This window comes from Phreatobacter stygius (assembly GCF_005144885.1).
Taxonomy (GTDB): Bacteria; Pseudomonadota; Alphaproteobacteria; order Rhizobiales; family Phreatobacteraceae; genus Phreatobacter; species Phreatobacter stygius.
This window is the reverse complement of the sequence record NZ_CP039690.1, coordinates 2,764,427-2,790,873: the sequence shown is the minus strand read 5'-3', so window position 1 is coordinate 2,790,873 and position 26,447 is coordinate 2,764,427. Positions and strand designations below refer to the sequence as shown.

The following is a 26,447-nucleotide window of genomic DNA, read 5'->3' as shown; positions in this document are numbered from 1 at the left end:
AACAGGCCTGGGGTCGCTGAAATCTAGCTCGCCATGGCCTGTTTCTCGCGGCGGCGCTGCACCGACGAGGGAATGCGCAGGGCTTCGCGGTATTTGGCGACGGTGCGGCGCGCGATGTCGATGCCGGATTCGCGCAACTTGTCCATGATGGCGTCGTCCGACAGCACGTCGGCAACGTCCTCCTGGTCGATCATCTGCTTGATGCGGAAGCGCACCGCCTCGGCCGAATGGCTCTCGCCGCCCTCGGAACTGGCGATCGCCGAGGTGAAGAAATACTTCATCTCGAAAATGCCCCGGCTGGTGGCGATCGATTTGTTCGAGGTGACCCGCGACACCGTCGATTCGTGCATGCTGATGGCGTCGGCAATGGTCTTCAGGTTGAGCGGCCTGAGATATTGGACGCCCAGCGCGAAGAAGGCGTCCTGCTGGCGGACGATCTCGGTCGCAACCTTCAGGATGGTGCGGGCACGCTGGTCGAGCGCGCGGGTCAGCCAGGTCGCCGTCTGCATCGCGTCGGCCAGGAAGGTCTTGTCGGTCTCGGATTTGGCGGTCTTCGAGATGCGCGCGTAATAGGTCTGGTTGACCAGCACCTTGGGCAGCGTCTCGGTGTTCAGCTCGACCAGCCAGCCGCCATCCGGCCCGGCGCGCACCATGACATCGGGGACCAGGGCCTGGACCGGCGCGAAACCGAAGGCGAGGCCGGGCTTCGGGTTGAGCCGGCGGATTTCGGCGACCATGTCGGCGATATCCTCGTCATCGATCGCGCAGAGCCGCTTCAAGGCCTGGAAGTCGCGCTTGGCGAGCAGGTCGAGATGGGCGACCAGCACCTGCATGGCCGGGTCGTAACGGTTCTTGTCGCGCAATTGGATCGCCAGGCATTCGGCCAGATTGCGCGCCGCCACGCCCGACGGCTCGAAGGCCTGGATCAGGCCGAGAATACGCTCCACCTCAGCCAATTCGGCGCCCAGCCGGTCGGCAACCTCGTCGGTGGAAATCGTCAGATAGCCGGCATCATCGACCGAATCGATCAACATCTGGCCGATCAGCCGCTCCTGTGGCGTTTCCACCGCCAGTGCCAGCTGGTTCGACAGGTGATCGGCCAGCGACAGGCCGGCCGAGACAAAGGCTTCGAGATTGTAGTCGTCCTCGTCGCGCCCGCCGGAGCCGACATTCGACCAGGACGAGGTCATCGGATCGGAGGCGGCGTCGGCGTGCTTGAGCTCCGGCCCCTTGTCGTCCGGGAAGACGTTTTCCATGTCGGTGCCGAGCCGCTCCTCGATCGCGGTGCGGCTGTTGTCGAGGGTGTCGCCGAGCCAGTCGCCGGCTTCGGCGTCGCCGTCCGACGCGGCCACCACGGTCGGCGCCTCGGCATCGGGAACCGATTCCGGCGCCGGTTCGGCCCGTTCCAGAAGCGGATTCTTTTCGAGCTCGGCCTCGACATAGGCGACAAGATCGAGATTGGACAGCTGCAGGAGTTTGATGGCCTGCATGAGCTGAGGCGTCATGACCAGCGACTGGCCGACGCGGAGCTCTAATCGTGCAGACAGGGCCATCGGGATCCTTGGCGCCGCGGGGTTGGACCGTTCTGTTCAATAGAGCGGGGCCGGGCGGTTAGCAAGGTTCATGCCATAACAGGCATGACCGATCCGTTAAATCGCTTCCGTAAGGTTATCGTCCGGTCAGAGCCGGAATTCCTCGCCGAGATAGAGCCGGCGGACATCCGGATTGGAGACGATCTCGTCCGGCGTGCCTTCCATCAGGACCTGACCGGAATGGATGATATAGGCCCGGTCGATCAGGCCCAGCGTCTCGCGCACATTGTGGTCGGTGATGAGCACGCCGATGCCGCGCTCCTTCAGGTGGCGCACCAGGTTCTGGATATCGCCGACGGCGATCGGATCGATGCCGGCAAAGGGCTCGTCCAGCAGCATGAAGGACGGCCGTGTCGCCAGCGCCCGGGCGATTTCCAGGCGGCGGCGCTCACCGCCCGACAAGGCGATGGCCGGGCTCTTGCGCAGCCGGGCGATGTTGAATTCCTCGAGCAGTTCGTCGAGTTCGTATTCGCGCTTCTTCTTGTCGCGCTCGGTCACCTCGAGCACGGCGCGAATGTTGTCCTCGACATTCAGGCCACGAAAAATCGAGGCTTCCTGCGGCAGGTAGCCAATGCCGAGGCGGGCGCGGCGATACATCGGCAACGCGGTGATGTCGTGGCCGTCGAGCTCGGTGCGACCCTTGTCGGCCTCCACCAGGCCGGTGATCATGTAAAAAACCGTGGTCTTGCCGGCGCCGTTCGGGCCGAGCAGCCCGACCGCCTCGCCGCGGCGGACATCGAGGCTGACCCCGCGCACCACGGCCCGGCCCTTATAGGTCTTCCAGACGCCGTGAACGCCCAGCACGCCCTCGCCGGAACGCGGCTCGTGCTGATCCTGGATCACCGGTTCGGGCGCTGGCGGTTCCAGCGCCGCGACCTCGTCGGCCATCTGCCGCACCAGCCAATCGGCGTCGATCGCCGGCGCCGGCTGAGCCGGGGCGCGGCGCCCGAATAGTCCTGCCATGCGATCGAGCACCGTCATGCCTTGTCCTGCGGCTGGCGCGTCAGCCGCGCGGCGCGCGCTGCGGAGCAGTGCGTGCCGGCGGGGTGGGCGCACAGTCCGGATTGGCGGCGGAGCCGCCGCCGCCCGGAGCGCCGCTCGAGCTCGACAGCACGCCGGAAACCCGGCCGGCGGTCGACGGGCCGCCGTCGAGACGGACGCGGTTGGCGGTCAGGTCGGCCTGCAGCCGGCTGCCGCGCAGCACGTTGTCGCACTGGGTCAGGACGACATTTCCCTCGAGGATCGCCTCGTTGCGGCGGGCGTCGAACGAGCCGCGCTCGGCGGTGGCGTTCTGGTTCTTGGATTGCACCATGACGCCGCCCTGCATCTCGAAGCGGCGGACATTCTGCTGGCCGGGCTGGCCGGACGCGCCTGGAATGGCTGCCGGACGGCCCTGCGGCGGACGGCCACCACCGGAATTGTCCTCGTAGAGGATGACCAGCCGGCCGGTGGCCAGATTCGATTCGCCCTGACGGATCCGGACATTGCCGGTCAGGATCGCCTTCTTCTCATTGTCGAAGACCTCGGCCCGGTCGGCCTCGAAATTGATCGGCTGATCGCGGTTCTGCGAGAAGCCGACAAAGGGGCTGCCGGCCTGTTGGGCAAGCGCGGGCAGGCCCGAGACGCTCAGGCCGACAAGGCCGGCGACAAGCGCCGCCGGAAGAAGGGCCGCGAGGCGGCGCGGGGGCAGGACAAGGCCGGCCAGCGTCATGAAGTCGATCTCCGGATCAGCGTGGTGCAGGGTCGTTGCGGGGTGCCGCGGGCGGGGACGGGGTATCGGTGTTCAAGTCGGTCACCGACGGATCGGGCGGCTCGGGCATGAAATTACCACGAACCGCGCCTTCGAGCAGGATGACTTTGCCGTTCTCGCGGATTTCCATTCGGTCGCCGGCGATCTGGCCGCGCGGCGACTCCAGATTGACCGGCCCCTTGGCGGTGATCGTGCCGGTGCGGGTGTCGACCACGGCGCTGGTCACCTGGCCCGCCTGGCCGTTGGAGGTCGTCACCGACACCGCCGAAGTCAGTTCGACAATACCGGACTTGGTGTCCAGCACGCCGCTCGACGAGACCACCCGCGCCGTGCCGCCGCCTTCGAGCTCCATCTCGGCATCGATGGCCGACAGGCCGACGACGTTGGAATGGGCGATGTCGTGCTCGGCCCGGATCGCGGTGACGCGGTAGAACCGGTTGTCATTGGTATAGCCGGTCAGGCGCGGCGCCTCCATGGTCACCTTCGAGCCCGAAAGCGACAGGGCGCCGATCGAGACCGGCAGGTTGAGCATGCGCAACGGATCCCACCAGCTGACGAAGCTGACCACGACGACGATCAGGCTCGCCGCCAGCGGCACGGCGACACGCAGCCGACGCACCTGCCGGGAATGCCGGAAGGCGGCCTGAAAGGCTTGCTCGCGCGCGGCGACGCCGAATGCGCCGCCGGCGGCGCCTCCGAAATCGTCGATCGGACGTGCGGCCATTGTCGTTCCTTCACGGCAGAGTGGCGCCGATCCCTTGGATCGACCACCTATGCGGGCGCACTCTACCCCATTCTATGGCCCCAGCATGGCGGGGACGGGATGACCGGCCAGCGCCGGATGTATGAACTCGATCGATCCCATGCCAGGGTTTACGAATGCGCAAAAATATCGGTTTCCGGCCAGCCGGCAAGGTCAAGCTCGGCGCGAACCGGCAGAAACCGGAAACAGGCCTCGGCCAGCGCGGTGCGGCCCTCCCGGGCGAGCATGAAATCCAGCCGATCCTTGAGGGCATGCAGGTGCAGCACGTCGGAGGCGGCATATTCGAGCTGCGCCGGGCTCAACGTCTCGGCGGCCCAGTCGGAACTCTGCTGGGCCTTGGAGATGTCGAGCCCGAGCAGATCCTTGGACAGATCCTTCAGGCCATGCCGGTCGGTATAGGTGCGCACCAGCCTGGAGGCGATCTTGGTGCAATAGACCGGCGTGGTCATCACGCCGAAGGCATGTTTCATCACCGCAATGTCGAAACGCGCGAAATGGAACAGCTTGACGATGCCGGGATCGGCGATCAGCGCCGAGAGATTGGCGGGCCTTGGCTGGCCGGGGCGGATCTGCACGACATCGGCGCTGCCGTCGCCCGGCGAGAGCTGGACCACACAGAGCCGGTCGCGCTGCGGGATCAGGCCGAGCGTTTCGGTGTCGATCGCCACCACGCCGACGCGATAATGGTTGAGGTCGGGCAGGTCGCCCACATGCGAACGGATGGTCATCGGTTTCGGACTCGAAAAAAGGCTGGCTCGCAACGCGCTTATGGACGACGCGGCGGTTCTCCCGTCCTATAGGACGCCACGCATGAGAAATCCAATGACCGCGACACCCCTCAAACTCTTCGCCTTCGATGCCGACGATCTCGGCATCGTTTCCGCTCACCTGCAGGACGCCGTCGTCAAGGCCTCCGACCTCGCCTTCATTGCCAAGACGCGGCAGTTCGCCTTCATCTGCAACCGGTTCGACTGGTCGGCGGCGGAAGACGGCGCCCGCCAGCGGCGGCGGACCGGTGTCCGCTTCGAACGGGTCGGCGCGGTCAGCGCCAAGGGCGTGCCGAAAGGCACCGATACGGTGCTGAACCTGCTGGCACTGCGCTTCGAACCCGCCGACGAGCCGACCGGCACGATCGAGCTGGTCTTCGCCGGCGGAGCCGCCGTGAGGCTTGCCGTCGAATGTATCGAGGCGGCCATGGACGATCTCGGGCCGATGTGGGCGACCGAGCAGAAACCCGACCACGGCTAGGTTGCGGACTGGACAAGGATGGGCTTCAGCCGCCGGCGGCGACCACGCCGGCGAGATCGGCGACCGCCTCGATGGTGGCGGCGTCAGGGGTCACCCGCCAGGCCGCGACAAAATCGAGATCCGGCAGCAGGACCATCGTGTCGACGCGCTTGAGCTGGCCGGCGGTCAGCTTGTCGGCGGCAATCGGGCTCGGGATGGCGGCAATGCCGAGGCCATCCTCGGCCATGCGCAGAATGGTGGCGAGCGAGGCCGAGGCGTGGATATGGGTCGGCGGCAGGCCCGACGCGGAGAACAGCTCGCGGATCGCCATATAGGGCCTGGTATTGCGCGAGAAAGTGACGATCGGGTGGGCGGCGAGCGCTTGCAAGGTCACCCCGCTCGGCGGCAGGCCGAGCGCGTCGCTGGCAAAAAAGCCGAGCGGATAGGTGCACAGCGGCCGGCTCTTCAGGCTCGGGGCGACCAGCGGGCCGAGCATGAAGGCCAGGTCGATTTCCTGGGCGACCAGCCGATCGCGCAGGTTGGGCGAGATGTCGACCTCGATTTCCAGGGCGAGCTTCGGATAGGCCTTGGCCATGCGTTCGACGAAGCGCGACAGCCAGGTATGAACAACCGTCTCGGCCACACCGAGGCGCAGCGTGCCGCGAATCGCCGAGCGGTCGGCGATACCGTGCAGCATCTCGGAGCGCAGCCTGAGCAGCCGATCGGCATAGTCGAGCACGTGGCGACCGGCCTCGGTCGGGACGACATTGCGTTTTTCGCGCTCCAGCAGCCGCGCGCCGATTTCGGTCTCCAGCTGGGCGATGCGCTGCGACACCGCCGGCTGGGTGGTGTTCAGTTTCACCGCGGCCCGGTGAAAGCTCTTGAGCGTCGCCACCCAGACCAGGGTTTCGAGCGCTTTGAAATCAATCATTCTCCCATCGCTTCAATAAGTAGAATTTATCACTCCTGATCCAAACTTCGTATTGGACGCAATGCAACAGGAATGTTGCACTCCCCTGACCTTATGGAACTCGCGCTTGGGGGAGCTCGATGGCTGTGGTGCAATTGAAGGCGCAGGGCGGCGGCGCCCTGACCGATCCGGTCGCGGTCCGCCATGCGGTCAGGGCCGCCGGCATCACCGGCCAGACGGCGGGGCTCGCGCCTGGTCATGTCCAGGGCAATCTGGCGATCCTGCCGAAGGCGCTCGCCGGTGATTTCCTGCGCTTCTGCACGCTCAATCCCAAACCCTGCCCGGTGATCGGCATTTCCGAGCCGGGCAACCCGGCGATCCCGGCACTCGGCGCCGATCTCGACATCCGCACCGACATTCCGCGTTACCGGGTGTGGAAGAATGGCGAGCTGGTCGACGAGCCGACCGATATCCTGTCGGTCTGGCGCGATGATCTGGTCGCCTTCGTGCTCGGCTGCTCGTTCTCGTTCGAAGAGGCGCTGATCCAGGACGGGCTGCCGCTGCGCCATATCAGCTGCAATACCGGCGTGCCGGTCTATCGGACCTCGATCGCCTGCGCGCCGGCCGGGCCGTTCGCCGGACCGCTTGTCGTGTCGATGCGGCCGTTCAAGCCGGCCGACGCGATCCGCGCCATCCAGATCACCTCGCGCTTCCCCTCGGTGCATGGCGCGCCGGTTCATATCGGCATGCCCCAGGCGATCGGCATCAAGGACATCGACAGGCCAGACTATGGCGACCCGGTCGAGGTGAAGGCCGATGAGCTGCCGGTGTTCTGGGCCTGCGGCGTGACGCCCCAGGCGGTGATCGCGGCGACCAGGCCGGCCTTCGCCATCACCCATGCACCAGGCTCCATGCTGGTGACCGACCTGAAGAACAGCCGGCTCGCCGCGCTGTGACGCAAGGCGGCGGCGTCCCGCATGCGGGCTTCGGTGGCTTCGCCAAGCGTCACCGGGAATTCTTTGACGCGCTCGGCGCGGACGACTGGCGCCCGGTCGCCGGTTATGCCGGCGTCGAGGAGAAGATCCTCTCGGGTGAGCTCGATCCGGTTGCCCGGACCGGTTCGGTCACGCGGCTTGCCCGCTGGGCGGCTGGCGCGGCGGTCGACCACGCCGTCCGGCATGACTGGTGTGAGGAGGTGTTCATCGTCTCCGGTTCGCTGTCGATTGGCACGCCGGATGCACGAGACAGCGCCGTCGTGCTTCCGGCCGGCACCTATGCCTGCCGTCCCGCCGATATCGTGCATGGCCCCTTCTTCAGCGAGGCGGGCTGCCTGTTGATCGAGTTCACCTACTATCCGCCGCCCCTTCCGGCCGCCCGGCCATGATCGCCAAGGAGAGCCCCGCATGACCCTGTTCCGATCCGCTACCGCAACGGTCTTCGCGCTCAGCCTCGGCGGCGCGACGGCGACGCTTGCCCAGACGCTGCCGCCCGGACCGCCGGTGAGCGTCCAGATGGTGACCCAGCCCGGCCCGGCCTTGCCGCAATATTCGCGTGTCGACATCCCCATGCTGCGCGAGGGCCTGCCGCAACGCTCCGGCGGCCGCATTTCGGTGACGCTGGCGAGCTGGCCCGAGCGCAATCTCAACGGGCCGGAGATCCTGCGCCTGGTCCGTTCCGGCCAGGTCGATATCGGCGCCGTGCCGCTCAATACCGCCTCCGGCGACGTGCCGCTGGCCGATGTCGTCGACCTCGCCGGCCTCAACCCGACGCTGCGCCAGTCGCGCCGGGTGGCCCAGGCCATGCTGCCGGAGCTGAACAAGGAACTCGAGCGTTTCGGCGTCAAGATCATCGCCATGTACCCGTTCCCGGCCCAGGTGTTCTTCTGCCGCGACCGTGTGACCAGCCTTGCCGACCTGCGCGGCAAGCGCATTCGCACCGGCGGCGGATCGTCGAACGATTTCGTTTCGACCATCGGCGGCCAGCCGACCGGCATCGGCTTCCCCGAGGTCTATGCCGCGCTCGAGCGCGGCGTGGTCGATTGCGCCATCACCGGCACCGCTTCCGGCAATGGCGCGCGCTGGTACGAGGTCACCCAGAGCCTCTATACGCTGCCGCTTTTCTGGTCGATCTCGGCCTATGTGGTGAACATCGCCTGGTGGAACCGGCTCGATCCGGCGGTCCGGACCATGCTCGAGACCACCATGGCCGAGGTCGAGGAGGCCCAGTGGCAGCTCGGCCGGGTCGCGACCGAGGATGGGGTTGCCTGCAATACCGGCAACCGCGAAGGCTGCAAGCTCGGCCGTCTCGTCGACAACAAGCCGATGACCGCCTTCGAGCCGACCCCGGCTGACAGCGAGGCCTTGCGCACGGTGCTGACCTCGACGGTCCTGCCGGCCTGGGTGAAGCGCTGCGGGGCCCGCTGCGGCGAGATCTATAACCGCGTCGTCGCACCGATCACCGGCGTGCAATTCGTCACCAACTGATTGGCGCCGACGTTTCGAACCGGGGACCGGCCATGCTCAACGGGATGATCGACGCGGCGGCGACCTGCCGCCGCGGGCTGGCCGTCATCGGCCGATGGATGGGCTATGCCGCGGGTTGGGGTTTCATCGCCATTTCGGCGTTGATCACCTTCGACGTGCTGGCGCGGCGCTTTCTCGGTTTCTCGACCCAGTCGACCACCGAATTGTCCGGTTATGCTCTGGCCTTCGGCATCGCCTGGGGCCTGGCCCATACGCTGTCGATGCGCGCCCATGTGCGCATCGACCTCCTGGTCAACAAATTTCCCGACGCCATCCGCTACTGGCTGCACGTGGCGAGCCTCGCCTTTCTCTGTGTCTTCGTCGGCTACATGTTCTACGGCGCCTGGCTGCTGGTCGACGAATCCATGCTGTTCGGCGCGACCGACATCTCGATCCTGCGCACGCCGCTGGCGCTGCCCCAGGGGCTCTGGGCCTTCGGCATCGGCGTCATGCTGCTGTTGATCGTCGCCATGCTCCTGGAGGCGACCTGCCTGGTGCTGGCCGGGCGCGGCAGCGAGGCCGAGGCCATGCTGCACGCCCGCACCTATGAAGAAGAGGCCGCCGAAGCGCTGGAAGCGGTCGGCGATGCGCCCGCCACGGAGTTCCGGCCATGATCGCGATCGTCTTCCTGCTGATCCTGGCCGGAACCATGCTGGGCCTGAGCCTGACCGGCTCCGGTCCGGCCAGCGGCCTGGTCGGCGAGATCCTGCTGCTGGTCGGCCTGTTCGCGGTGTTTTTCGGCATGGGCATCTATGTCGGCGCGGCGCTCGGCGTGCTCGGGCTGATCGTCGGTTATGCGTTTTCCGACCGGCCGTTCTGGCTGTTCCTCGGCCAGACGATCTGGAACCCGTCGTCGAGCTTCGTGCTGGTCGCGGTGCCGCTGTTCCTGCTGATGGGCGAGATCCTGTTGCGCGCCGGCCTGTCCGACCGGCTCTACCGGACGCTGAACATCTGGCTCAACCGCATGCCGGGCGGGCTCCTGCACACCAATATCGCGTCGTCGGCAATCTTTTCGGCGATCTCGGGCTCGTCGGTGGCCACCGCCGCCACCATGGGTTCGGTGGCGCTGCCGTTCTTCCGGGGCAAACCCTACGACCCGCGCATGGTGCTGGGGTCGCTTGCCGCCGGTGGCGCGCTCGGCAATCTCATCCCGCCGGGCATTACCTTCATCATCTATGGGCTGATCACCGAGACCTCGGTCGGCGCGCTCTATATCGCCGCCGTCGGCCCGAGCATCCTGGTGGTGCTGCTGTTCACCCTGGTGATCCTCTTGAAGGCCAAGACGGCCGCGCCGCGCGACCTGACCGCGCCGAAGATCCCGATGTGCGAAAAACTGGCGAGCCTCGTCGATCTCGCGCCAACCGCGGCACTGATCCTGATCGTGCTCGGCACCATCTATGGCGGCCTGGCGACGCCGACCGAGTCGGCGGCGCTCGGCGTGATCGCCGCCATCCTGTTCGCCGCCATCGGCGGCAAGCTCAGCTGGAAGATGCTGAACGACTCGGCCGAGGCGACCGCCCGCAACACCGCGATGATCGGCCTCATCCTGTTCGGCGCCTATGTCCTGAATTTCGTCTTCACCGCCCTCGGCGTGCCCCAGGCGCTGGCCAGGCTGGTTTCGGAAATGCCGCTGCCGCCCTGGGCGATCATGCTGATGATCATCGGCTTCTACCTGGCGCTCGGCACGTTCATGGAGGGCTTCTCGATGATCGTCACCACCATTCCGGTGATCTTTCCGGTAGTGACCGCGCTCGGCTACGACCCGATCTGGTTCGGCGTGATCGTGGTCATGCTGGTGGAGATCGCGCTGATCTCGCCGCCTGACGGAACCGTGCTTTATGTGCTGCAGGGCATGCGCAAGGACGGCGGGCCGATATCGGATGTGTTTTCCGGCGTGATACCGTTCATGGCGGTCTATATTCTGGCCATCGGTTTCCTGATGATGTGGCCGAGCATCGCGCTCTGGCTGCCGACCATCATGAAGTGAGCCGGCTCCCGAGTGCCGCCGGCGAGGAGGGCTGATCGCGCTGACGTTACGCGTCAGCTCGAAGGAGCAAAAAGGCCAGCGCCACCAAGCGGTTCACATTGCGTTCAGCTGGTGGCATTCATTGATGCAACCACACTCCTTGCGGGGTGGTGCGAAGGCAGCCGCCAGGTCACTGTCTCGCCGGTTTTCCGGCGGGTGTGTCTTTATTAACCGGCGCGGTCTCGCTATAGCACCAGCCCAAAGCTCACCCGATGATTTCCGGGGATCGCCGTGCTTGTCGCGGATGGTTCCGGCCAAGAGACGAAAGCTCGAATATGACGCGTGTCGCGATCGTGGGTGGCGGGCCGGGCGGCCTGTTCACCAATTATCTCCTCGACCGGTTCTGCGATGGCCTGTTCACCGCGACGCTGTTCGAAGCCTCCGACCGGCTCGGCGGCAAGGTCATCACCGACCGGTTCGAAAAGGGCAATTCGCTGTTCGAGCGCGGTGTCGCCGAATATTATGACTATTCGCATTTCGGCCCCGACCCGCTGAGGCGCATCATCACCGAGGTGATGGAGCTGGACGTCGTGCCGATGGAGGGCAAGGGCGTCATTCTCGGCGACGCGATCCTCAACACCAAGCGCGACATCAAGAAACATTTCGGCGAAGCCACCGTGAAGGCGCTGGACGCCTTCGTGGCCGAATGCCATGCGCTGTGTTCGCCGGATGAATATTACGAAGGCTATTCCGGCGACGACAACAAGCATCCCTGGGCCGGCAAGACCTTCCGGGACGTGCTCGACGCCATTCCGGACGAGACCGCCCGCAAATATGTCGAGGTCGCGGCCCGCTCCGACGTCGCCACGGAAGCGCAGCTGACCAATGCGCTGAACGGGCTGAAGAACGTCCTGATGGACGACCCGAAATATCTCCGGCTCTATTCGATCGTCGGCGGCAATGACCGGCTGATCGAAGGCCTGAAGAAGCGCATCTCGGGCAAGGTGATGCTGCAGAGCCGGGTCGACAAGATCGCCCGCAACGAGGACGGCACCTACAACCTGTCGGTCCGCCGCAACGGCAAGACCGAGATCCACGAGTTCGACCATGTCGTGGTGGCGCTGCCGAACTACTGGGTCAGCCAGATCGAATTCGAGGGCCGCGAGGCCCGCATGGCGATCCAGCAGCACCAGCGGCGCTACGACAATCCGGCGCATTACCTGCGCGTCACGGCGCTGTTCAAGAAGCCGTTCTGGAACGAGCATTTCCAGGGCAGCTACATCATGTCGGACGCCTTCGGCGGCTGCTGCATCTATGACGAGAGCTCACGGCATCCGTCCAAGCATGGCGTGCTCGGCTGGCTGATCACCGCCACCGATGCCTTGGCGCTGTCCAATCTCGACGACCAGACGCTGATTCAGCTGGCGCTCGATTCGCTGCCCTCCGAGCTTTTGCCGCTGGCCAGGAAGCAGTTCGTCGAGGCCAAGGTGCAGCGCTGGGTCGGCACGATTTCCGGCCTGCCCGGCGGCCATCCGGCGCCCGAGCTGCGCGAGCGCCATCAACCCGACGGCAAGGTGCTGCCGAACCTCTATCTGGTCGGCGACTACCTGTTCGATTCGACCGTCAACGGCGCCTATGACTCGGCGAATTTTGTCGTCGACATGATGATGGGCAAATTGCGCGGTGCCGCCTATTCGGGCGCCCAGAAGAAGGCCGACGCCAGCAAGCTCAAGGGCGTGGTGGAAGAGGGCTTCGTCGAATCGACGCTGACCAACGACTATCACGACGAATATGCCGTCGGACTGTCCTACGAGGAATCGTTCCGCGAATATTTCGACGAGCAGTACAATGCCGACCTCTACGAGTGCATTTTCGGCATCAAGGCGCCCTACAACCTGCTGGATGTCGGTTCGGCCAGCGGCCTGACGCTGGAATGTTTCGCCAATATCGGCATCGACGCCTGGGGCATCGAAAACAACCGCCACGTCCATGCCCAGACGCCGAAAAACTGGCTGCATCGCAACCTTCTCGGCGACGTCACCAAGCTGCCGTTCGAAGACCAGTCCTTCGACGTCATCTATGACACCTGCCTCTGCTACGTGCCGGAGGACCTGATCGACGAGGCGATCAAGGAGCTCTACCGGGTCACCCGCATCGGCATCTTTTTCGGCGGCATCACCGCCGACATGACCCGCGAGGTCATCGAGTATCACGACGTCTTCGACGGCGTGCTGACGCTGGAGACCACCTGGCAGTGGTCCGAGCGCTTCCAGCGCCACGGCTGGCGGCCGGCGGTCCACGATCAGAAGATCCTCAAGAAGGCCTGGAAGATCGAATGCGACGCCAATGAAGGCGATTTCCCCTGGTATCCGGATATGGAGACCATGCGCTATTGCTTCTACGCCAAGCCGGATGCGGCCCAATGGGTCGCCAAGCTGATGGCCGGGCGCGAGCAGGGCCCGACCAGCAAGATCCGGACGGCGGCGGCGGCACGCTGATCCGGGACGCGATCCATGGCTCGCCTATTCTGACAATTGCGCTACCATGGCCGGGACGGTATCGCCCCCCGGCCATTCGCTCGATTTTCCAGCGCAAGGCCGGCGCCGGGGCCCCCCAAGGTGAACAACCGCTTGCCGCGAGGCGTTCAGTGAAGCCACGACATCGACGCGCCTCGAGCCGACCGTTGCTCGACCCATGATCAGCGACAAGACGACCGTCGATCCGGAAGACGATCTGGACGAGGAGGCGGAGGACGTCAGCGCCGACGACGTCAAGGCGATCATCGCGTTCCTCGCGCCCTTCTGCAAACCCTACAGGGCGATCTTCGTCCTTCTCGGCCTGCTCGTGCTGGTCGAGGCCGCGCTGAATTTCTCGTTTCCGCTGGTCACCCAATATCTGATCGACGAGGGCCTGATCAAAAAAGAATGGGATGCCCTGGTCAAATCGCTTGTTTTCATGGGCCTCGCCGCGGTGACCGTATCGATCGTCGCGCTGATTGCCGACTACATCTACACCCGCGTCTTTTCCGACATTGTCCGGGACATCCGCCAGCACCTGTTCAACCATGTGCAGACCATGTCCATGCCGTTCTTTCACACCACGCCGACCGGCACGGTGCTGTCGCGCTTTTCCGGCGACCTGGTGGCCATCGAGGTTGGCATCGTCGGCGTCGTGCCGCTGTTCATCATGCCGTTCCTGGAGGTGATCTACGCCACCATCCTGATGTTCATGTTCGACGTCTGGCTCGGCATGATCGGCTCGCTGATCTTCCCGTTGATCCTGTGGTGGCCGCGCATCTTCGCCCGCCGCGCCTTCACCTATGCCTATGACAAGCGCCTGACCGAAGGAAAGCTGCTCGGCGCAGTGCAGGAAAACGTCGCCGCCCAGCCGGTGATCAAGGCCTTTGGCCTGGCCGACCGGGCGCGATCCGATTTCAGCATCCTGAACACCTCCTGGCAGACCATCGCGCGGCGGACCAATTTCACCAGCGCCCTGGTCGAACGCACGGCGCAGACCGGCCTCTACGTCATCCATATCGGCGTCTTCGCGCTCGGCGCCTATTGGGCCTATACCGACCGGATCACGGTGGGCACCATCATCGCCTTCGAGGGCGTGTTCCTGTCGATGGGCTACGCACTGACCAATGTCACGCAATATGTCCCGACCATGGCCCAGGCGGCCGGCTCGATCCGCCATCTCGGCGACCTCCTGGCGATCAAACCGACCATGGTCGATCCGCCCGGTGCCGCCGACCTGAAACCATTCGAGCGCGCCATCGTCTTCGACGACGTGGCCTTCAATTATCCCGGCTCCAGCTTCCGCACCGAAGGGCTGGCGGTGACCGTGCCGAAGGGGTCGTTCTTCGGCATTGTCGGGCCGAGCGGCTCGGGCAAGAGCACGTTTCTCAACCTGTTGATGCGTTTCTACGACCCGACCGAAGGGACCATCCGGATCGACGGCGTCGACATCCGTACCGTCGCCCAGGAATCGCTGCGTGCCCAGATGGCAGTGGTGTTCCAGGAGAGCTTTCTGTTCAACGCCTCGATCGCCGACAATATCCGCATGGGCAATCCGGCGGCGACCCTGGACGACATTCATGACGCGGCCCGCCAGGCCGAGGTGCACGACTTCATCGTGTCGCTGCCCGAGGGCTACGACACGCTGGTCGGCGAGCGCGGCGGTCAGTTGTCGGGCGGCCAGCGCCAGCGCGTCGCCATCGCCCGCGCCATCGTGCGCAATCCGGCGGTGCTGATCCTCGACGAGGCGACCAGTGCGCTCGACGCGGGAACCGAATCGAAACTCAACGACACGCTGCGCCGGATCGCCGAGACGCGCACGGTGGTCAGCGTCACCCACCGGCTCGGCAGCGTGACCAGCGCGGACCGGATCATCGTGCTGGAGCATGGCCGGATCTGCGAAACCGGCAAGCACCAGGACCTGGTGGCGCGCGGCGGCCTCTATGCCTCCATGTGGGCGCGCCAGCGTGCGGTCCGCCAGACCGACATGGACGAAGAAGAAGAAGAGTGATGGCCGAAGCCCGAGCCGACCGCGCCGATGTTTCGCGCCCGCCGAGCCCGCTCCAGTTCACCGCACTGCCAACCCCCCAGCCCGGCGAGGTTCCGGAGCTCGCGGCCGGCCTCAGATGGGCGCGCCTGCCGCTGCCCTTCATCCTCAATCACGTCAATGTCTGGTTCCTGGACGATGGGCAGGGCTGGACGGCCGTTGATGCCGGCATCGAATCGCCCGACATGCGGGCGCTCTGGGAGGCCATGCTGGCCGGCCCGTTGAGCGACCGGCCGCTGGCCAGGCTGGTGGCGACCCATGGCCATACCGACCATGTCGGACTTGCCGGCCATCTGGTCGCGCGCCACGATATCCCCTTCGCCTCGACGCTGATCGAATGGCTGTGGGCCCGCATCCGCCATGCCGATTCCCGCGAGCCGCCGAAACCCCATGTGGCAAAATACATGGCGCGCAACGGCTGCGACGCAGCGCTGGTCAAACGTTTCGCCTCGGACCGGTCGACTTTTTCAACCGCGCTCGGACCGCCGCCCCGGCAGATCGAACGCCTGCACGACGGCGCGACGCTGCGCATGGGCGGACGCGACTGGCGCATCATCACCGCCGGCGGACATAGCGAGGAACATGCCTCGTTCTATTGTGAGGCCGACCATATCCTGATCGCCGGCGACCAGGTGCTGTCGCATATCACCCCGGTCATCGGCGTCTTTCCCGGTGAGCCGGATGCCGATCCGCTCGCCGAATATCTGGCTTCGCTCGATCGCTTCGCGGGCCTGCCGGAAGATACGCTGGTTCTGCCGTCGCACGGCCTGCCGTTTCACGGCCTGCACCTCAGGCTCGCGGCGCTGCGCGACCATCACATCAAGCGGCTCGATCGGCTGCGCGAGGCGCTGGACCGGCCCATGTCGGCCTATGAGGCGGCGGTCGCGCTGTTCCCGCGCGCCATGGGCGACGGCCACGCCTATCTGGCGATCTCGGAGACGCTGGCGCATCTGCACCGGTTGCGTGGCGACGGGCTGATCGTTTCGGCCCTGGACGCCGCCGGCGTGCAGCTGTTCACGCGGCGATAGGCACGCAACCGGCAGACGCGGAATGGTTCGCTCTTCGGGCCACGAATAGGAGATGATCTGTCCTGTCCGGCGCCCTGAAAAGGCAAGGCCATTCTCTTTCGTGACGCCTGATAAGCCCTTAGAATTTCTCGTCTTTTGCGAGGAGCTTGGGCGATGCCAGCGGTTGGCGGCAAGACCGATGAGACGGCGGGCGGGCGGTTCGGCCGCATGTTCGCGACGATCCGCCGGTCGTTTGCGGCCGAAGACCATTACGGCCTGTGGACGCTGACCGTCGACGGCGCGGTCGCCGGTGCGCTGTTTCGTGAGGGCGACCTCATGGAGCTTACGCTGTTCGACGGCGCCGACCCGCGGCTTGCCGGCTTCGACGGCCCGGTCAACGAACCGGCCCTGCTCGAACAGGCGCTCGCCGCGCGGCTGGGCGAAACCGTCGGCACCGCGTCGCGCGTCAAACTGAGCCCGATCCCGGCCTGGGTCTGACCCTCGATTTTCACACGGGGCTGTGCGCCACGGCGCCCTCAGGCAATCCCCAACGACCGGATCAGCAGCAGGCTGATGCCGCCCAGCACGACCAGCGACAGGACTGCCGCCGCGGTCACCCGGCCGCCAGCGGCGCCCAGCATGCGTCCGTCGACACCAAGGCCAAGCGCTGCCATCGCGACAATGGTCAGGACGGTCGAAAGCTCGGTCAGGGACGACACGACCATTGCTGGCACCAGGTCGAGGGAGCGCAGCGCCATCAGCACCAGGAAACCGACGATGAACCACGGCACCAGGCGACGTGGGGCCTGATGACGGTTGTCGCGGCCGCCGAGCGCCAGCGCCAGGATGACCGGGCCGAGCATGAGCACCCTGATGAGCTTGACCAGCGTGCCGACCTGGACGCTCACGAGCCCGACCGGAGCGGTCGCCGCAAGCACCTGCGGAACCGCGTAGACGGTCAGCCCGGCAAAGACGCCATATTGCAGGGGCGAGAGGCCGAGCAGCGGCACCAGCAGCGGCAGGCAGAGAACCACGACCACGCCGAGCGCGGCGGTGAAGGCAATCGAGGCCGCGACATCCTCGCCGTCCGCGCCGATCACCGGCGCGGCCGCCGCGATTGCCGAATTGCCGCAGATCGAATTGCCGCAGGCGACCAGGACAGCCAGCCGATGCGGCAGGCCCAAGGCCCGCCCGATGCCGTAACTGGCCAGGATCGCCACGACGACCACCGTGGCGATGCCGGCGATCAGCAAGGGGCCGGCGGCACTGAGCGCGCCTGCCGAGACCGAGACGCCAAGCAGGACCACCGCCCATTCGAGCACCGTCTTGGCCGCGAATTCGACGCCGCGATCATGGCGTGGGCCGAGCCGCAGAAAGGTCCTGACCGCCATGCCGACCAGGATGGCGAGCACCAGAGCCTCGAGCCAGGCCCGGCCGAACAGCCAGAGCTGGGCCTGTTCGAGGCCGGCCGCGACCCCGGCGACAGCGATGCTGAGGCCGAGGCCAGGCAAGACGGTGTTGGATGTCATGGGACCTGCGGCAGGCATGCGAGGCGCTCCGGTTTGCTCGCCGCAGGCATGCGCCGCCTTAACCGTTCGATCTATCGCGAAATAATGTATGTTCCATTCGATCAGATCGAACGGTTATCATGACCCTGGAACAGCTTCGCATTTTCGTCGCGGTGGCCGAACGCGAACATCTGACCCGCGCCGCATCGGCCCTCAACCTGACGCCTTCGGCGGTGAGCTCGGCCGTGCGTGCCCTCGAGGACCGCCACGGCATCTCGCTGTTTCACCGTGTCGGCCGGCGGATCGAGCTGACCGAGGCAGGGGCGATCTTTCTCGGCGAGGCACGGGCGACGCTCGCCCGGGCTCGCGCCGCCGAACTCGCCCTGGCGGAACTGGGCGGGCTGAAGCGCGGCGCCATCCATATCGAGGCGAGCCAGACGATCGGGAGCTATTGGCTGCCGCGATTGCTCGCCCGCTTCCACGACGCCCATCCGGCCATCGCGCTGCAGCTGACGTCAGGCAATACCCGCAGCGTCGCCGAGGCCGTGCTGAACGGCCGGGCCGAACTCGGCTTCATCGAAGGCGTCATCGACCAGCCCGCCCTGTCGAGCAAGGTGGTGGCCGAGGACCGGCTGATCCTGGTGGCGGCGCCGCGGCATGCCTGGACCGATGGTCGGCCGATCCGGCCGGGCGACCTCGCCGCCGCCCGCTGGGTCATGCGCGAGGCGGGCTCCGGAACGCGATCCGTGCTCGAGGCGGCGCTCGGGGCGCATGGCCTTGCGCCAGCCGAACTGAACGTGGCGCTGGAGCTGCCGTCCAACGAAGCCCTGTGCTCGGCGGTCGAGGCCGGCACCCTGGTGGCGGCGGTCTCGGAACTGGTCGCGGCGGCGCGGCTCGCCGCCGGACGGCTGAAACGCATCGATTTCGCCTTGCCGCCGCGCGCCTTCAGCCTGGTGCGCCACAAGGAACGTTATCGGACCAAGGCCTCGCTGGCGCTCGAGACGATGATCGGCGAGCGCGACGCCTGAACGTCAAAGCTGTGCGGAATCGAGACCGCCAAGCGGCGGTTCGATGCGCGCCAGGATGAGGTCGACCACCCGCTCAGCCGCTTCTTCGGCGCTCAATTCTTCGCTGCGCAGCACGAGCGCGGGCGTCTGGGGCGGCTCATAGGCCTGATCGCGGCCGGTAAAATTGACGATCCGGCCCGCGTCGGCCTTGGCATAGAGGCCTTTCGGGTCGCGCGCCCGGCAGGTCTCGGGCGAAGCATCGACAAACACCTCGACAAACTGGCCAATGGGGAACAGTGACGCGACACGGTCGCGGTCGGCCCGGAACGGCGAGACCAGCGCCACCAGGGTGATCAGGCCTGCCTCGGTCATCAGCTTCGCCACCTCGCCGACACGCCGGACGTTTTCAGCCCGCGCCGCGGCGTCAAAGCCGAGATCGGCATTCAGGCCCTGGCGGAGATTGTCGCCGTCGAGCAGCGTGGTATGGCGGCCAAGGGCCGCGAGCCGCCGCTCGACCAGGTTGGCGATGGTCGACTTGCCCGAGCCGGGCAATCCGGTCAGCCAGACGGTGAGCGGAAACTGGCTTTTCAGCGCGGCGCGCACGGTCGCGGTGACATCGACGGGATGACGGTGCACTTCGCGCGCCCGGTCGAGGCCGTCGACAACCAGGCCGGCGGCCACCGTGAGATGGGTCGCCCGGTCGATCAGGATGAAGGCGCCGGTCTCGCGATTGTCGGCATAGGGGTCGAAGGCAACCCGGCTCGCCGCCTCGATCTCGACCCGGCCAATGGTGTTGAGCGCGAAGGAGAGCGGGCCGTCCCGGCGCGCCAGCGTGGCGACATCCAAGGTGTCGACGAGCCGCGTCACAGTGGCCGGAACCGTGGCGCTGCCGATCTTCAGAAGATAGCGGTCGCCGGCGGCTCCGGGCGTCTCGCCCATCCAGACGAGATCGGCCGAGAGCTTGCGCGCGGTCGCCGGGCGCTGACGCGGTTCGGCGATCAGGTCGCCGCGTGAGACATCGACCTCGTCGGTAAAGGTGAGCGTGATGGCGCGGCCGGCTTCCGCCGAGCCGAGGTCGCCGTCCTGGGTGACGATGCGCTTGACCCGGGTGGTCTGGCCCGACGAGGTGATGAGCACGCTGTCGCCGACCGAGACGCGGCCGCTCGCGACGGTTCCGGCGACACCGCGGAAGTCGATACTGGCGCGATTGACCCATTGGACCGCCATGCGGAAGGCCGCCTGGTCGACATCGTCGACGGTGTCGACCGCTTCGAGATGGCGAATGAGCGAGGGACCCTCATACCAGGGCGTCTGGCGGCTGCGCGTGGTGACATTGTCGCCGAAGCGCGCCGAGAGTGGGATCGCGACGACCGACCGGAAATTCAACGGCGCGGCGAAGACTTCGAAATCGGCGACGATGGCGTCGAAGCGCTCTTGCGAGAAATCGACCAGGTCGATCTTGTTGACCGCCAGAACCACGTGCCGGATGCCGAGCAGCGAGACGATGGCGGCATGGCGGCGCGTCTGCTCCAAAAGCCCCTTGCGGGCATCGACCAGCAGCACCGCGAGCTCGGCGGTCGAGGCGCCGGTCGCCATGTTGCGGGTATATTGGGCGTGGCCCGGCGTATCGGCCACGACGAAAGCGCGCCGGGCGGTCGAGAAGAAGCGATAGGCGACGTCGATGGTGATGCCCTGTTCGCGCTCGGCCTCGAGGCCGTCGAGCAGCAAGGCGAGATCGAGCTCCTCGCCGGTCGTGCCGAAGCGCCGGCTGTCGTCCTTCAGGCCGGCGATCTGGTCTTCGAGAAGCCCGATCGAATCGTGCAGCAACCGGCCGATCAGGGTCGATTTGCCGTCATCCACCGAGCCGCAGGTGATGAAGCGCAGCGCTCCGCGGTCGCGAACCGGCAGCGTGTCATTGGCCGGATCGAGGCCGGCGGGCCGGGTGGCGACCGATGTCGTCATCAGAAATAGCCCTCGCGCTTCTTGCGTTCCATCGAGGCCTGCAGGGCGCCGTCGACCAGCCGGCCCTCGCGCTCCGAGGTGCGCGATGCGACGATCTCGGAGACGATGTCCTCGACCGAAGTGGCTTCCGAGGCGACCGCGCCGGTCAGCGGCCAGCAGCCGAGCGTGCGGAAGCGGATGCGGCGCGTCACCACCTGCTCGTCGGGCCGGAACCGCATGCGCTCGTCATCGACCATGATCAGCGCGCCATCACGCTCGACCACCTGGCGGTCGGCGGCGAGATAGATCGGCACGATCGGGATGTTTTCGGCGCGGATATAGTCCCAGACGTCGAGTTCGGTCCAATTGGACAAGGGAAACACCCGCATGGTGTCGCCGGCGCTCAGCCGCGTGTTGAACAGCCGCCAGAGTTCCGGGCGCTGGTTGCGCGGGTCCCAGACATGGCCGGCCGAGCGGTGCGAGAAGATGCGCTCCTTGGCGCGCGCCTTCTCCTCGTCGCGGCGGCCGCCGCCGAAGGCCGCGTCGAAGCCATGCTGGTCGAGCGCGCTCTTCAGCACCTCGGTCAGCATCAGGCGCGAATATTCGCCGGTCTCGGTGTCGAACGGATTGACCCCGGCCGCGGCCGCGGCGTCGTTGGCATGGACCAGCAGATCCAGGCCGTAGTCGCGCGCCATGCGGTCACGGTGATCGAGCAGCGCCTTGAAGTCCCAGCCCGATGCGATGTGCAGGAACGGAAAGGGCGGCTTTGCCGGAAAGAAGGCCTTGCGCGCGATGTGCAGCATCACGCTCGAATCCTTGCCGACCGAATAGAGCATGACCGGGTTGCGGAATTCGGCCACGACCTCGCGCATGATGAAGATCGCCTCGTCCTCGAGGCGCTGCAGATGCGGCGACAGCGGGCTTCTGGCATCGCGCGTGTCGGTGGTGTCGTCGGACTTCAATGCACGAACGGCGGACACGGTCACTGGGCAACTCCCGGCACTGACGACAGGCGAAGCCAGGGGCGCGGCCCGGGCTTGGCTTCGCCGATCTCGTGAGAGGCCGGCTGATAGTGGTGATGCACGGCGATGATCGCGCCCTCGCGCAAGGCCTTGATGGTGCCCTCATGGGTCACCTCGAAGGCGTCGAAACCGGCACGCGCGAGAAAGATGATCTGGTCGCGCAGCACGTCGCCGGCCGCCCGGATCTCGCCCTTGAAACCGTAGCGGTCGCGCAACAGGCGGGCGATCGAATAGAGCCGGCCGTCGGCATAGCGCGGGATGACCAGCTTGACCAGCGACAGCAGCGGAATGGCTTCGGCCAGCCCGTCGAGATTTTCGCCCGAATTGAGCACCAGGCCGATCGGGTCGGCCCGGCCGGCGAGATCGGTCCAGGCGGCGGTCAGGCGCGCCTTGGGCAAAGCGATCTTGCCCGCGGCGGGCACGGGTTCGGCCTCCGCCGGGAAACTCCAGTCATCGGCGACAAAACCGCCGTCCCGATACAAGGCCATGGTCTCTAGCTTCCTGTTCTCGTCGCAGCCAGCGCTCGGGCGGGCTGGTGAATGCCGCATTCGATCTTGGAAGAGCCGCGCCAGCGCCCGGCGCGGAGATCCTCGCCGGCCTCGACGCGCGACGTGCATGGGGCGCAACCGATGGAGGGATAGCCATCCGCGACCAGCGGATGTGCCGGCAGGTCATGCGCCCTGGCATAGGCGGCGATATCGGCGGCGTTCCAGGCCGCCAGCGGGTTGATCTTGATCTGCCCGTCCTCGGCCTCGAACACGGCAAGGCCGGTGCGGGTCGCCGCCTGGTGGCGCTTGCGGCCCGAAATCGACGCGGCGAAGGGCTGGAGCGCCCGGACGAGGGGGCCGACCTTGCGAAAGCCACAACAGGCGTCGGGATCGCGTTCAGCCAGCGCCAGCACCGGATCATGCGCCGCCACCTCGGCGTCGGTCGGGCCGATGCTGCGCAGATCGGTCAGGCCGAGACGGCCGACCAGCCTGTCGCGATAGGCCAGCGTCTCGGCGAAATGCCTGCCGGTATCGACGAAGATCACCGGAATCGAAGGATCGACCGATGCCGCCAGGTGCAGCAGCACCGCCGAATCCGCGCCGAACGAGGTGACCAGCGCCGTCCGGCCCGGGAACTCATCGACGAGCGCGATCGTCAGGATCTCGGCAGGGTGGCGGTTGCCATGGATACGGTCGAGCAGGGCGGCTTTCGCCGCCAAGGCCTCGTCCGTAGCCTGGCGGCGGCGTGTCAGATCAAGCGTCAGCATAAAGCGCCTCGCGAAACGGAGCCTCGCCGACGCGCCGGTAGGTCGCAAGGAAATTCTCGGACGGCTCGGCGCGGATCTTCAGATAGGTCGTGACGATGTTCTCGATCGCGTCGACCACCTCGTCGGAGGAGAAGCCCCGGCCGACGATCTCACCGATCGCCGAGCTCTGATCGGCCGAGCCGCCAAGCGTGATCTGGTAGAATTCCTCACCCTTCCGATCGACCCCGAGAATGCCGATATGGCCAACGTGATGGTGGCCGCAGGCATTGATGCAGCCGGAGATCTTCAGCTTCAATTCGCCGATCTCTTCCTGCTGCTCGATCGCCTGGAAGCGTTCGGAAATGCGCTGGGCAACCGGGATCGAACGGGCATTGGCGAGCGCGCAATAGTCGAGGCCGGGGCAGGCGATGATATCGGTGATCAAGCCGGCATTGGGAGTGGCGAGCCGCGCCCGCTTGAGCGCCGCGAAGACCGCCGGCACGTCGTCGAGCCGGACATGCGGCAGGACCAGGTTCTGCTCGTGGCTGACCCGGATCTCGTCGGCCGAATAACGCTCGGCGATATCGGCAATGGCATCCATCTGGCCCGAGGTCGCGTCTCCCGGCGGCAGGCCGATCGGCTTCAGCGACACCGTGACGATGCCGTAGCCGGGCGCCTTGTGGGCCGAGACGTTGCGCGAAACGAAGCGGGCAAGCGCCGGGTCGGCGGCCTTGGCCTTATCAAGCACATCCGAGCCGGCCGGCAGCCTGGCCAGCGTCGGCGGGGCGAAATAGGCGCCGATCCGCGCGACCTCGTCGGCCGGCAAGGCCAATGTCTTGTGGCCGATCGCGGCGAATTCGGCCTCGACCGCTCGGGTGATCTCGGCCTCGCCCATTTCGTGGACGAGGATCTTGATGCGCGCCTTGTATTTGTTGTCGCGCCGGCCCTCCAGGTTGTAGACGCGCAGGATCGCCTCGCAATAGGCCAGGAGATCGGCCTCGGGCAGGAAATCGCGCACCTTCTTGGCGATCATCGGAGTGCGGCCCTGGCCGCCGCCGACCCAGACCGCGAACCCGATCTCGCCCCGGTCGTTGCGCTTCACCTCGAGCCCGATGTCGTGGACCTGGATGGCGGCGCGGTCATTCGGCGCGCCGGTCACCGCCAGCTTGAACTTGCGCGGCAGGAAGGTGAATTCCGGATGCAGCGACGACCATTGCCGGAGCACCTCGGCATAGGGCCTGGGGTCGGCGACCTCATCGGCCGCGGCGCCGGCGAAATGATCGGCGGTGACGTTTCGGATGCAATTGCCCGAGGTCTGGATGGCATGCATCTCGACCTCGGCCAGTTCCTTCAGGATGGCCGGCACGTCGGCAAGCCGGATCCAGTTGAACTGCAGGTTCTGGCGGGTGGTGAAATGGCCGTAGTCGCGGTCATAGGTGCGCCCGATATGGGCGAGCTTGCGCATCTGGCGCGACGACAGCGTGCCGTAGGGAATGGCGATCCTGAGCATATAGGCGTGCAGCTGCAGATAGACGCCGTTCATCAGCCGGAGCGGCTTGAACTGGTCTTCGGTCAGTTCGCCCGACAGCCGGCGCGCCACCTGGTCGCTGAACTCCGCGACGCGCTCGTCGACAAAGGCCTGATCGAATTCATCGTAACGGTACATGGCGGCCTCGAACGTCAGAGATGGGCGTAGGCGTCGGAGGGCAGCGCCACCGTCGGCCCACTGGCGCGGATCAGTTCGCGCAAGGATGCCGGCCGGACGAAACCGCCCTCGCGGACGATCTCGATCAGCACCGGCTCGACAACGACGCAGGCGTCCTGGTCGGCCTGGGCACGGGCCAGGAGGTCGTCGCCCGCCTCGCGGGTCTCGGCGATCTCGGCCTTGCCGACATCGATCGACCAGCTGCCGTCGGCGTGACGGAACACCACGGCGCCGGAGGCGAGTTCATTGGCGGTGACCACCACCGGCTTGAAGACTTTGGGCGCCTTGACGGGTTGCGACATGGTGAGCTCTCAGGCGGCCGCGGCGAGCGGCGTGACGAAGGGTTCGGCATCGGCGAGATCGCCATGGGCGACCGCCTGGCCGATCATGATGAGCACCGGACCGGCGAGGTCGTCGCGGGCGGCGAGCCGCGCCAGTTCGGCGAGCGTCCCGGCAAACAGGCGGCGCCCGGCACGGCCGGCATTCTCGACCGCCACCACCGGCGTCGCGCCGGCAAGGCCGGCGGCGGCGAGACGGGCGACAATGCGATCGGCGACCGACTTGCCCATGTAGACGGCAACGGTTGCGCCATCGGCCGCGAGCTTTTCCCAGCCTTCCGGCTCGGAACCCTCGGCCCCATGGCCGGTGGCAATGATCAGCTGCGAGGCGACACCGCGGAGCGTCAGCGGAATGGCGGCGTCGGCGGCCGCGGCAAGGGCTGCGGTGATGCCCGGCACGATTTCGTAAGCGATGCCGGCGGCGCGCAGAGCCGCGACCTCCTCGCCGGCGCGGCCGAACACCATGGGGTCGCCGGCCTTCAGGCGGACCACCTGCTTGCCCTCGGAACCGAGGCTGACCAGCAGCGCGTCGATCTCGGCCTGACCCACCGAGTGGCGACCCTTGCGCTTGCCGACGGAGATACGCTCGGCATCGCGCCGGCCCATGGCGATCACCGCCTCGGGCACCAGCGCGTCGTGAACGATCACGTCGGCGGTCTGCAGCAGCCGATGGGCGCGCAGCGTCAACAGGTCCTCCGCGCCGGGGCCGGCACCAACCAGAAACACCTTGCCCGGCGGCGCGGCCTCGGCGCGCGCGCCGTCAAGCGCATTGATCGCAATGATCGCGGCCCGCTCGACCTCGCCTGTCAAGGCGACGGCAGCGGCGCGCCCGTCGAACAGGCGGGTCCAGAAATGGCGCCGCCGGCCGGCATCGTGGAGCCGGGCATTGACCGTTTCACGAATGGCTGCGGCGAGATCGCCGAGACGGCCGAAGGCCGGCGGCAACAGCGCCTCGATGGCGGCGCGAACCTTCTGCGCCAGCACCGGCGCGTGACCATCGGTGGAAATCGCAATGGCGATGGGCGCGCGGTCGACGATGGCCGGCACGGCGAAATCGGAAATCTGCGGCCGGTCGACGACATTGACCGGCACGCCGGCGGCACGACCGGTCAGCGCCAGCCGGGCGTCGTCGACGGCATCGCCGGTCGCGACGAACAGCAGCGCGGCACTGGCGAGGCGGCGAGCGTCCGGTTCGGCCGTCACATGCTCGATGCCGTGTTCGACGGCAAAAGCCGCGAGTTCGGCCGACGGCGCCGGCGCGCAGAGCACCAGGCGCGCCTCGGTGCGCACCAGCAGCCGGAGCTTCTGCAGGGCTTGCTCGCCATTGCCGGCCACCACGACAAAACGCGATGCGACGTCATAAGAGATCGGGAAGAACTTAAAACGCGACAC

General features: G+C 66.6%; 25 protein-coding genes. 11 read left to right on the top strand and 14 right to left on the bottom strand.

Annotation, left to right across the window (positions count from 1 at the left end; genetic code table 11):
- Positions 1-23 precede the first annotated feature (23 nt).
- The 5 genes from rpoN to E8M01_RS12850 all read right to left on the bottom strand — a co-directional run bounded on the left by rpoN (position 24) and on the right by E8M01_RS12850 (position 4,833).
- Positions 24-1,553 (bottom strand): RNA polymerase factor sigma-54, encoded by a 1,530-nt coding sequence (gene rpoN / locus E8M01_RS12870; protein WP_136960482.1) that lies wholly within the window; start codon positions 1,551-1,553, stop codon positions 24-26.
- Positions 1,554-1,679: 126 nt separating this feature from the next.
- Positions 1,680-2,573 (bottom strand): LPS export ABC transporter ATP-binding protein, encoded by an 894-nt coding sequence (gene lptB / locus E8M01_RS12865; protein WP_246088708.1) that lies wholly within the window; start codon positions 2,571-2,573, stop codon positions 1,680-1,682.
- Between the two features lie 22 nt (positions 2,574-2,595).
- Positions 2,596-3,303 carry an LptA/OstA family protein gene (locus E8M01_RS12860; RefSeq protein WP_136960481.1) on the bottom strand — a complete coding sequence of 236 codons (708 nt, stop codon included), beginning with the start codon at positions 3,301-3,303 and terminating at the stop codon, positions 2,596-2,598.
- Positions 3,304-3,319: 16 nt separating this feature from the next.
- Entirely contained in the window at positions 3,320-4,066 is a 747-nt protein-coding gene (gene lptC / locus E8M01_RS12855; protein WP_136960480.1) for an LPS export ABC transporter periplasmic protein LptC, read from the bottom strand.
- A gap of 149 nt (positions 4,067-4,215) precedes the next feature.
- Positions 4,216-4,833 (bottom strand): ribonuclease D, encoded by a 618-nt coding sequence (locus E8M01_RS12850; protein WP_136960479.1) that lies wholly within the window; start codon positions 4,831-4,833, stop codon positions 4,216-4,218.
- 94 nt (positions 4,834-4,927) lie between these two features.
- Between E8M01_RS12850 and E8M01_RS12845 the strand changes: the two genes are divergently transcribed.
- Positions 4,928-5,353 carry a DUF2948 family protein gene (locus E8M01_RS12845; protein ID WP_246088707.1) on the top strand — a complete coding sequence of 142 codons (426 nt, stop codon included), beginning with the start codon at positions 4,928-4,930 and terminating at the stop codon, positions 5,351-5,353.
- A 25-nt stretch (positions 5,354-5,378) separates the two neighbouring features.
- Here E8M01_RS12845 and E8M01_RS12840 read toward each other — a convergent pair whose 3' ends face one another.
- Positions 5,379-6,263, bottom strand: a complete 885-nt coding sequence (locus tag E8M01_RS12840) for a LysR family transcriptional regulator (RefSeq protein WP_136960477.1) — start codon at positions 6,261-6,263, stop codon at positions 5,379-5,381.
- Positions 6,264-6,382: 119 nt separating this feature from the next.
- Here E8M01_RS12840 and E8M01_RS12835 point away from each other — a divergent pair, with 119 nt between their 5' ends.
- The 9 genes from E8M01_RS12835 (at position 6,383) to E8M01_RS12795 (ending at position 16,798) form a co-directional block, all read left to right on the top strand.
- Entirely contained in the window at positions 6,383-7,198 is an 816-nt protein-coding gene (locus E8M01_RS12835; protein ID WP_136960476.1) for a putative hydro-lyase, read from the top strand.
- On the top strand, positions 7,195-7,626 hold the full coding sequence (locus tag E8M01_RS12830; protein WP_170181884.1) for a cupin domain-containing protein: 432 nt from the start codon (positions 7,195-7,197) through the stop codon (positions 7,624-7,626). The genes E8M01_RS12835 and E8M01_RS12830 overlap by 4 nt, the downstream gene beginning before the upstream one ends.
- Before the next feature lie 19 nt (positions 7,627-7,645).
- Entirely contained in the window at positions 7,646-8,725 is a 1,080-nt protein-coding gene (locus E8M01_RS12825) for a TRAP transporter substrate-binding protein (protein ID WP_136960474.1), read from the top strand.
- A 32-nt stretch (positions 8,726-8,757) separates the two neighbouring features.
- Complete coding sequence (locus E8M01_RS12820) at positions 8,758-9,378, top strand: TRAP transporter small permease subunit (RefSeq protein WP_136960473.1); 621 nt, start codon at positions 8,758-8,760, stop codon at positions 9,376-9,378.
- Positions 9,375-10,751 carry a TRAP transporter large permease gene (locus tag E8M01_RS12815; RefSeq protein ID WP_136960472.1) on the top strand — a complete coding sequence of 459 codons (1,377 nt, stop codon included), beginning with the start codon at positions 9,375-9,377 and terminating at the stop codon, positions 10,749-10,751. The genes E8M01_RS12820 and E8M01_RS12815 overlap by 4 nt, the downstream gene beginning before the upstream one ends.
- 314 nt (positions 10,752-11,065) lie before the next feature.
- The gene (locus tag E8M01_RS12810) at positions 11,066-13,228 is read left to right on the top strand and encodes an FAD-dependent oxidoreductase (protein WP_170181883.1); all 2,163 of its coding nucleotides are present in this window, start codon (positions 11,066-11,068) and stop codon (positions 13,226-13,228) included.
- A gap of 196 nt (positions 13,229-13,424) precedes the next feature.
- On the top strand, positions 13,425-15,257 hold the full coding sequence (locus E8M01_RS12805; protein ID WP_136960470.1) for an ABC transporter ATP-binding protein: 1,833 nt from the start codon (positions 13,425-13,427) through the stop codon (positions 15,255-15,257).
- Positions 15,257-16,321: an MBL fold metallo-hydrolase gene (locus tag E8M01_RS12800; RefSeq protein WP_136960469.1), complete on the top strand. Its 1,065-nt coding sequence runs from the start codon at positions 15,257-15,259 to the stop codon at positions 16,319-16,321. The genes E8M01_RS12805 and E8M01_RS12800 overlap by 1 nt, the downstream gene beginning before the upstream one ends.
- A 153-nt stretch (positions 16,322-16,474) precedes the next feature.
- On the top strand, positions 16,475-16,798 hold the full coding sequence (locus tag E8M01_RS12795) for a hypothetical protein (RefSeq protein WP_136960468.1): 324 nt from the start codon (positions 16,475-16,477) through the stop codon (positions 16,796-16,798).
- Positions 16,799-16,836: 38 nt separating this feature from the next.
- Here E8M01_RS12795 and E8M01_RS12790 read toward each other — a convergent pair whose 3' ends face one another.
- On the bottom strand, positions 16,837-17,847 hold the full coding sequence (locus E8M01_RS12790; RefSeq protein ID WP_170181882.1) for a YeiH family protein: 1,011 nt from the start codon (positions 17,845-17,847) through the stop codon (positions 16,837-16,839).
- A gap of 101 nt (positions 17,848-17,948) precedes the next feature.
- Between E8M01_RS12790 and E8M01_RS12785 the strand changes: the two genes are divergently transcribed.
- A complete protein-coding gene (locus tag E8M01_RS12785; RefSeq protein ID WP_136960466.1) occupies positions 17,949-18,836 on the top strand; it encodes a LysR family transcriptional regulator in 888 nt (295 codons plus the stop codon).
- A gap of 3 nt (positions 18,837-18,839) precedes the next feature.
- Here the strand turns inward: E8M01_RS12785 and cysN are convergent, their stop codons facing one another.
- The 7 genes from cysN to cysG are packed head-to-tail and all read right to left on the bottom strand — an operon-like array spanning position 18,840 to position 26,447.
- Complete coding sequence (gene cysN, locus E8M01_RS12780; RefSeq protein ID WP_136960465.1) at positions 18,840-20,777, bottom strand: sulfate adenylyltransferase subunit CysN; 1,938 nt, start codon at positions 20,775-20,777, stop codon at positions 18,840-18,842.
- Positions 20,777-21,736 carry a sulfate adenylyltransferase subunit CysD gene (gene cysD, locus E8M01_RS12775; protein ID WP_246088800.1) on the bottom strand — a complete coding sequence of 320 codons (960 nt, stop codon included), beginning with the start codon at positions 21,734-21,736 and terminating at the stop codon, positions 20,777-20,779. The genes cysN and cysD overlap by 1 nt, the downstream gene beginning before the upstream one ends.
- Positions 21,737-21,738: 2 nt before the next feature.
- A complete protein-coding gene (locus E8M01_RS12770; protein ID WP_136960464.1) occupies positions 21,739-22,266 on the bottom strand; it encodes a DUF934 domain-containing protein in 528 nt (175 codons plus the stop codon).
- 5 nt (positions 22,267-22,271) lie between these two features.
- Entirely contained in the window at positions 22,272-23,033 is a 762-nt protein-coding gene (locus tag E8M01_RS12765; RefSeq protein ID WP_136960463.1) for a phosphoadenylyl-sulfate reductase, read from the bottom strand.
- Positions 23,020-24,678: a nitrite/sulfite reductase gene (locus E8M01_RS12760; RefSeq protein ID WP_136960462.1), complete on the bottom strand. Its 1,659-nt coding sequence runs from the start codon at positions 24,676-24,678 to the stop codon at positions 23,020-23,022. Before E8M01_RS12760 ends, E8M01_RS12765 begins: the two co-directional genes overlap by 14 nt.
- A gap of 14 nt (positions 24,679-24,692) precedes the next feature.
- Entirely contained in the window at positions 24,693-25,019 is a 327-nt protein-coding gene (locus tag E8M01_RS12755; RefSeq protein WP_136960461.1) for a DUF2849 domain-containing protein, read from the bottom strand.
- 9 nt (positions 25,020-25,028) lie between these two features.
- Positions 25,029-26,447: a siroheme synthase CysG gene (cysG, locus tag E8M01_RS12750; protein ID WP_136960460.1), complete on the bottom strand. Its 1,419-nt coding sequence runs from the start codon at positions 26,445-26,447 to the stop codon at positions 25,029-25,031.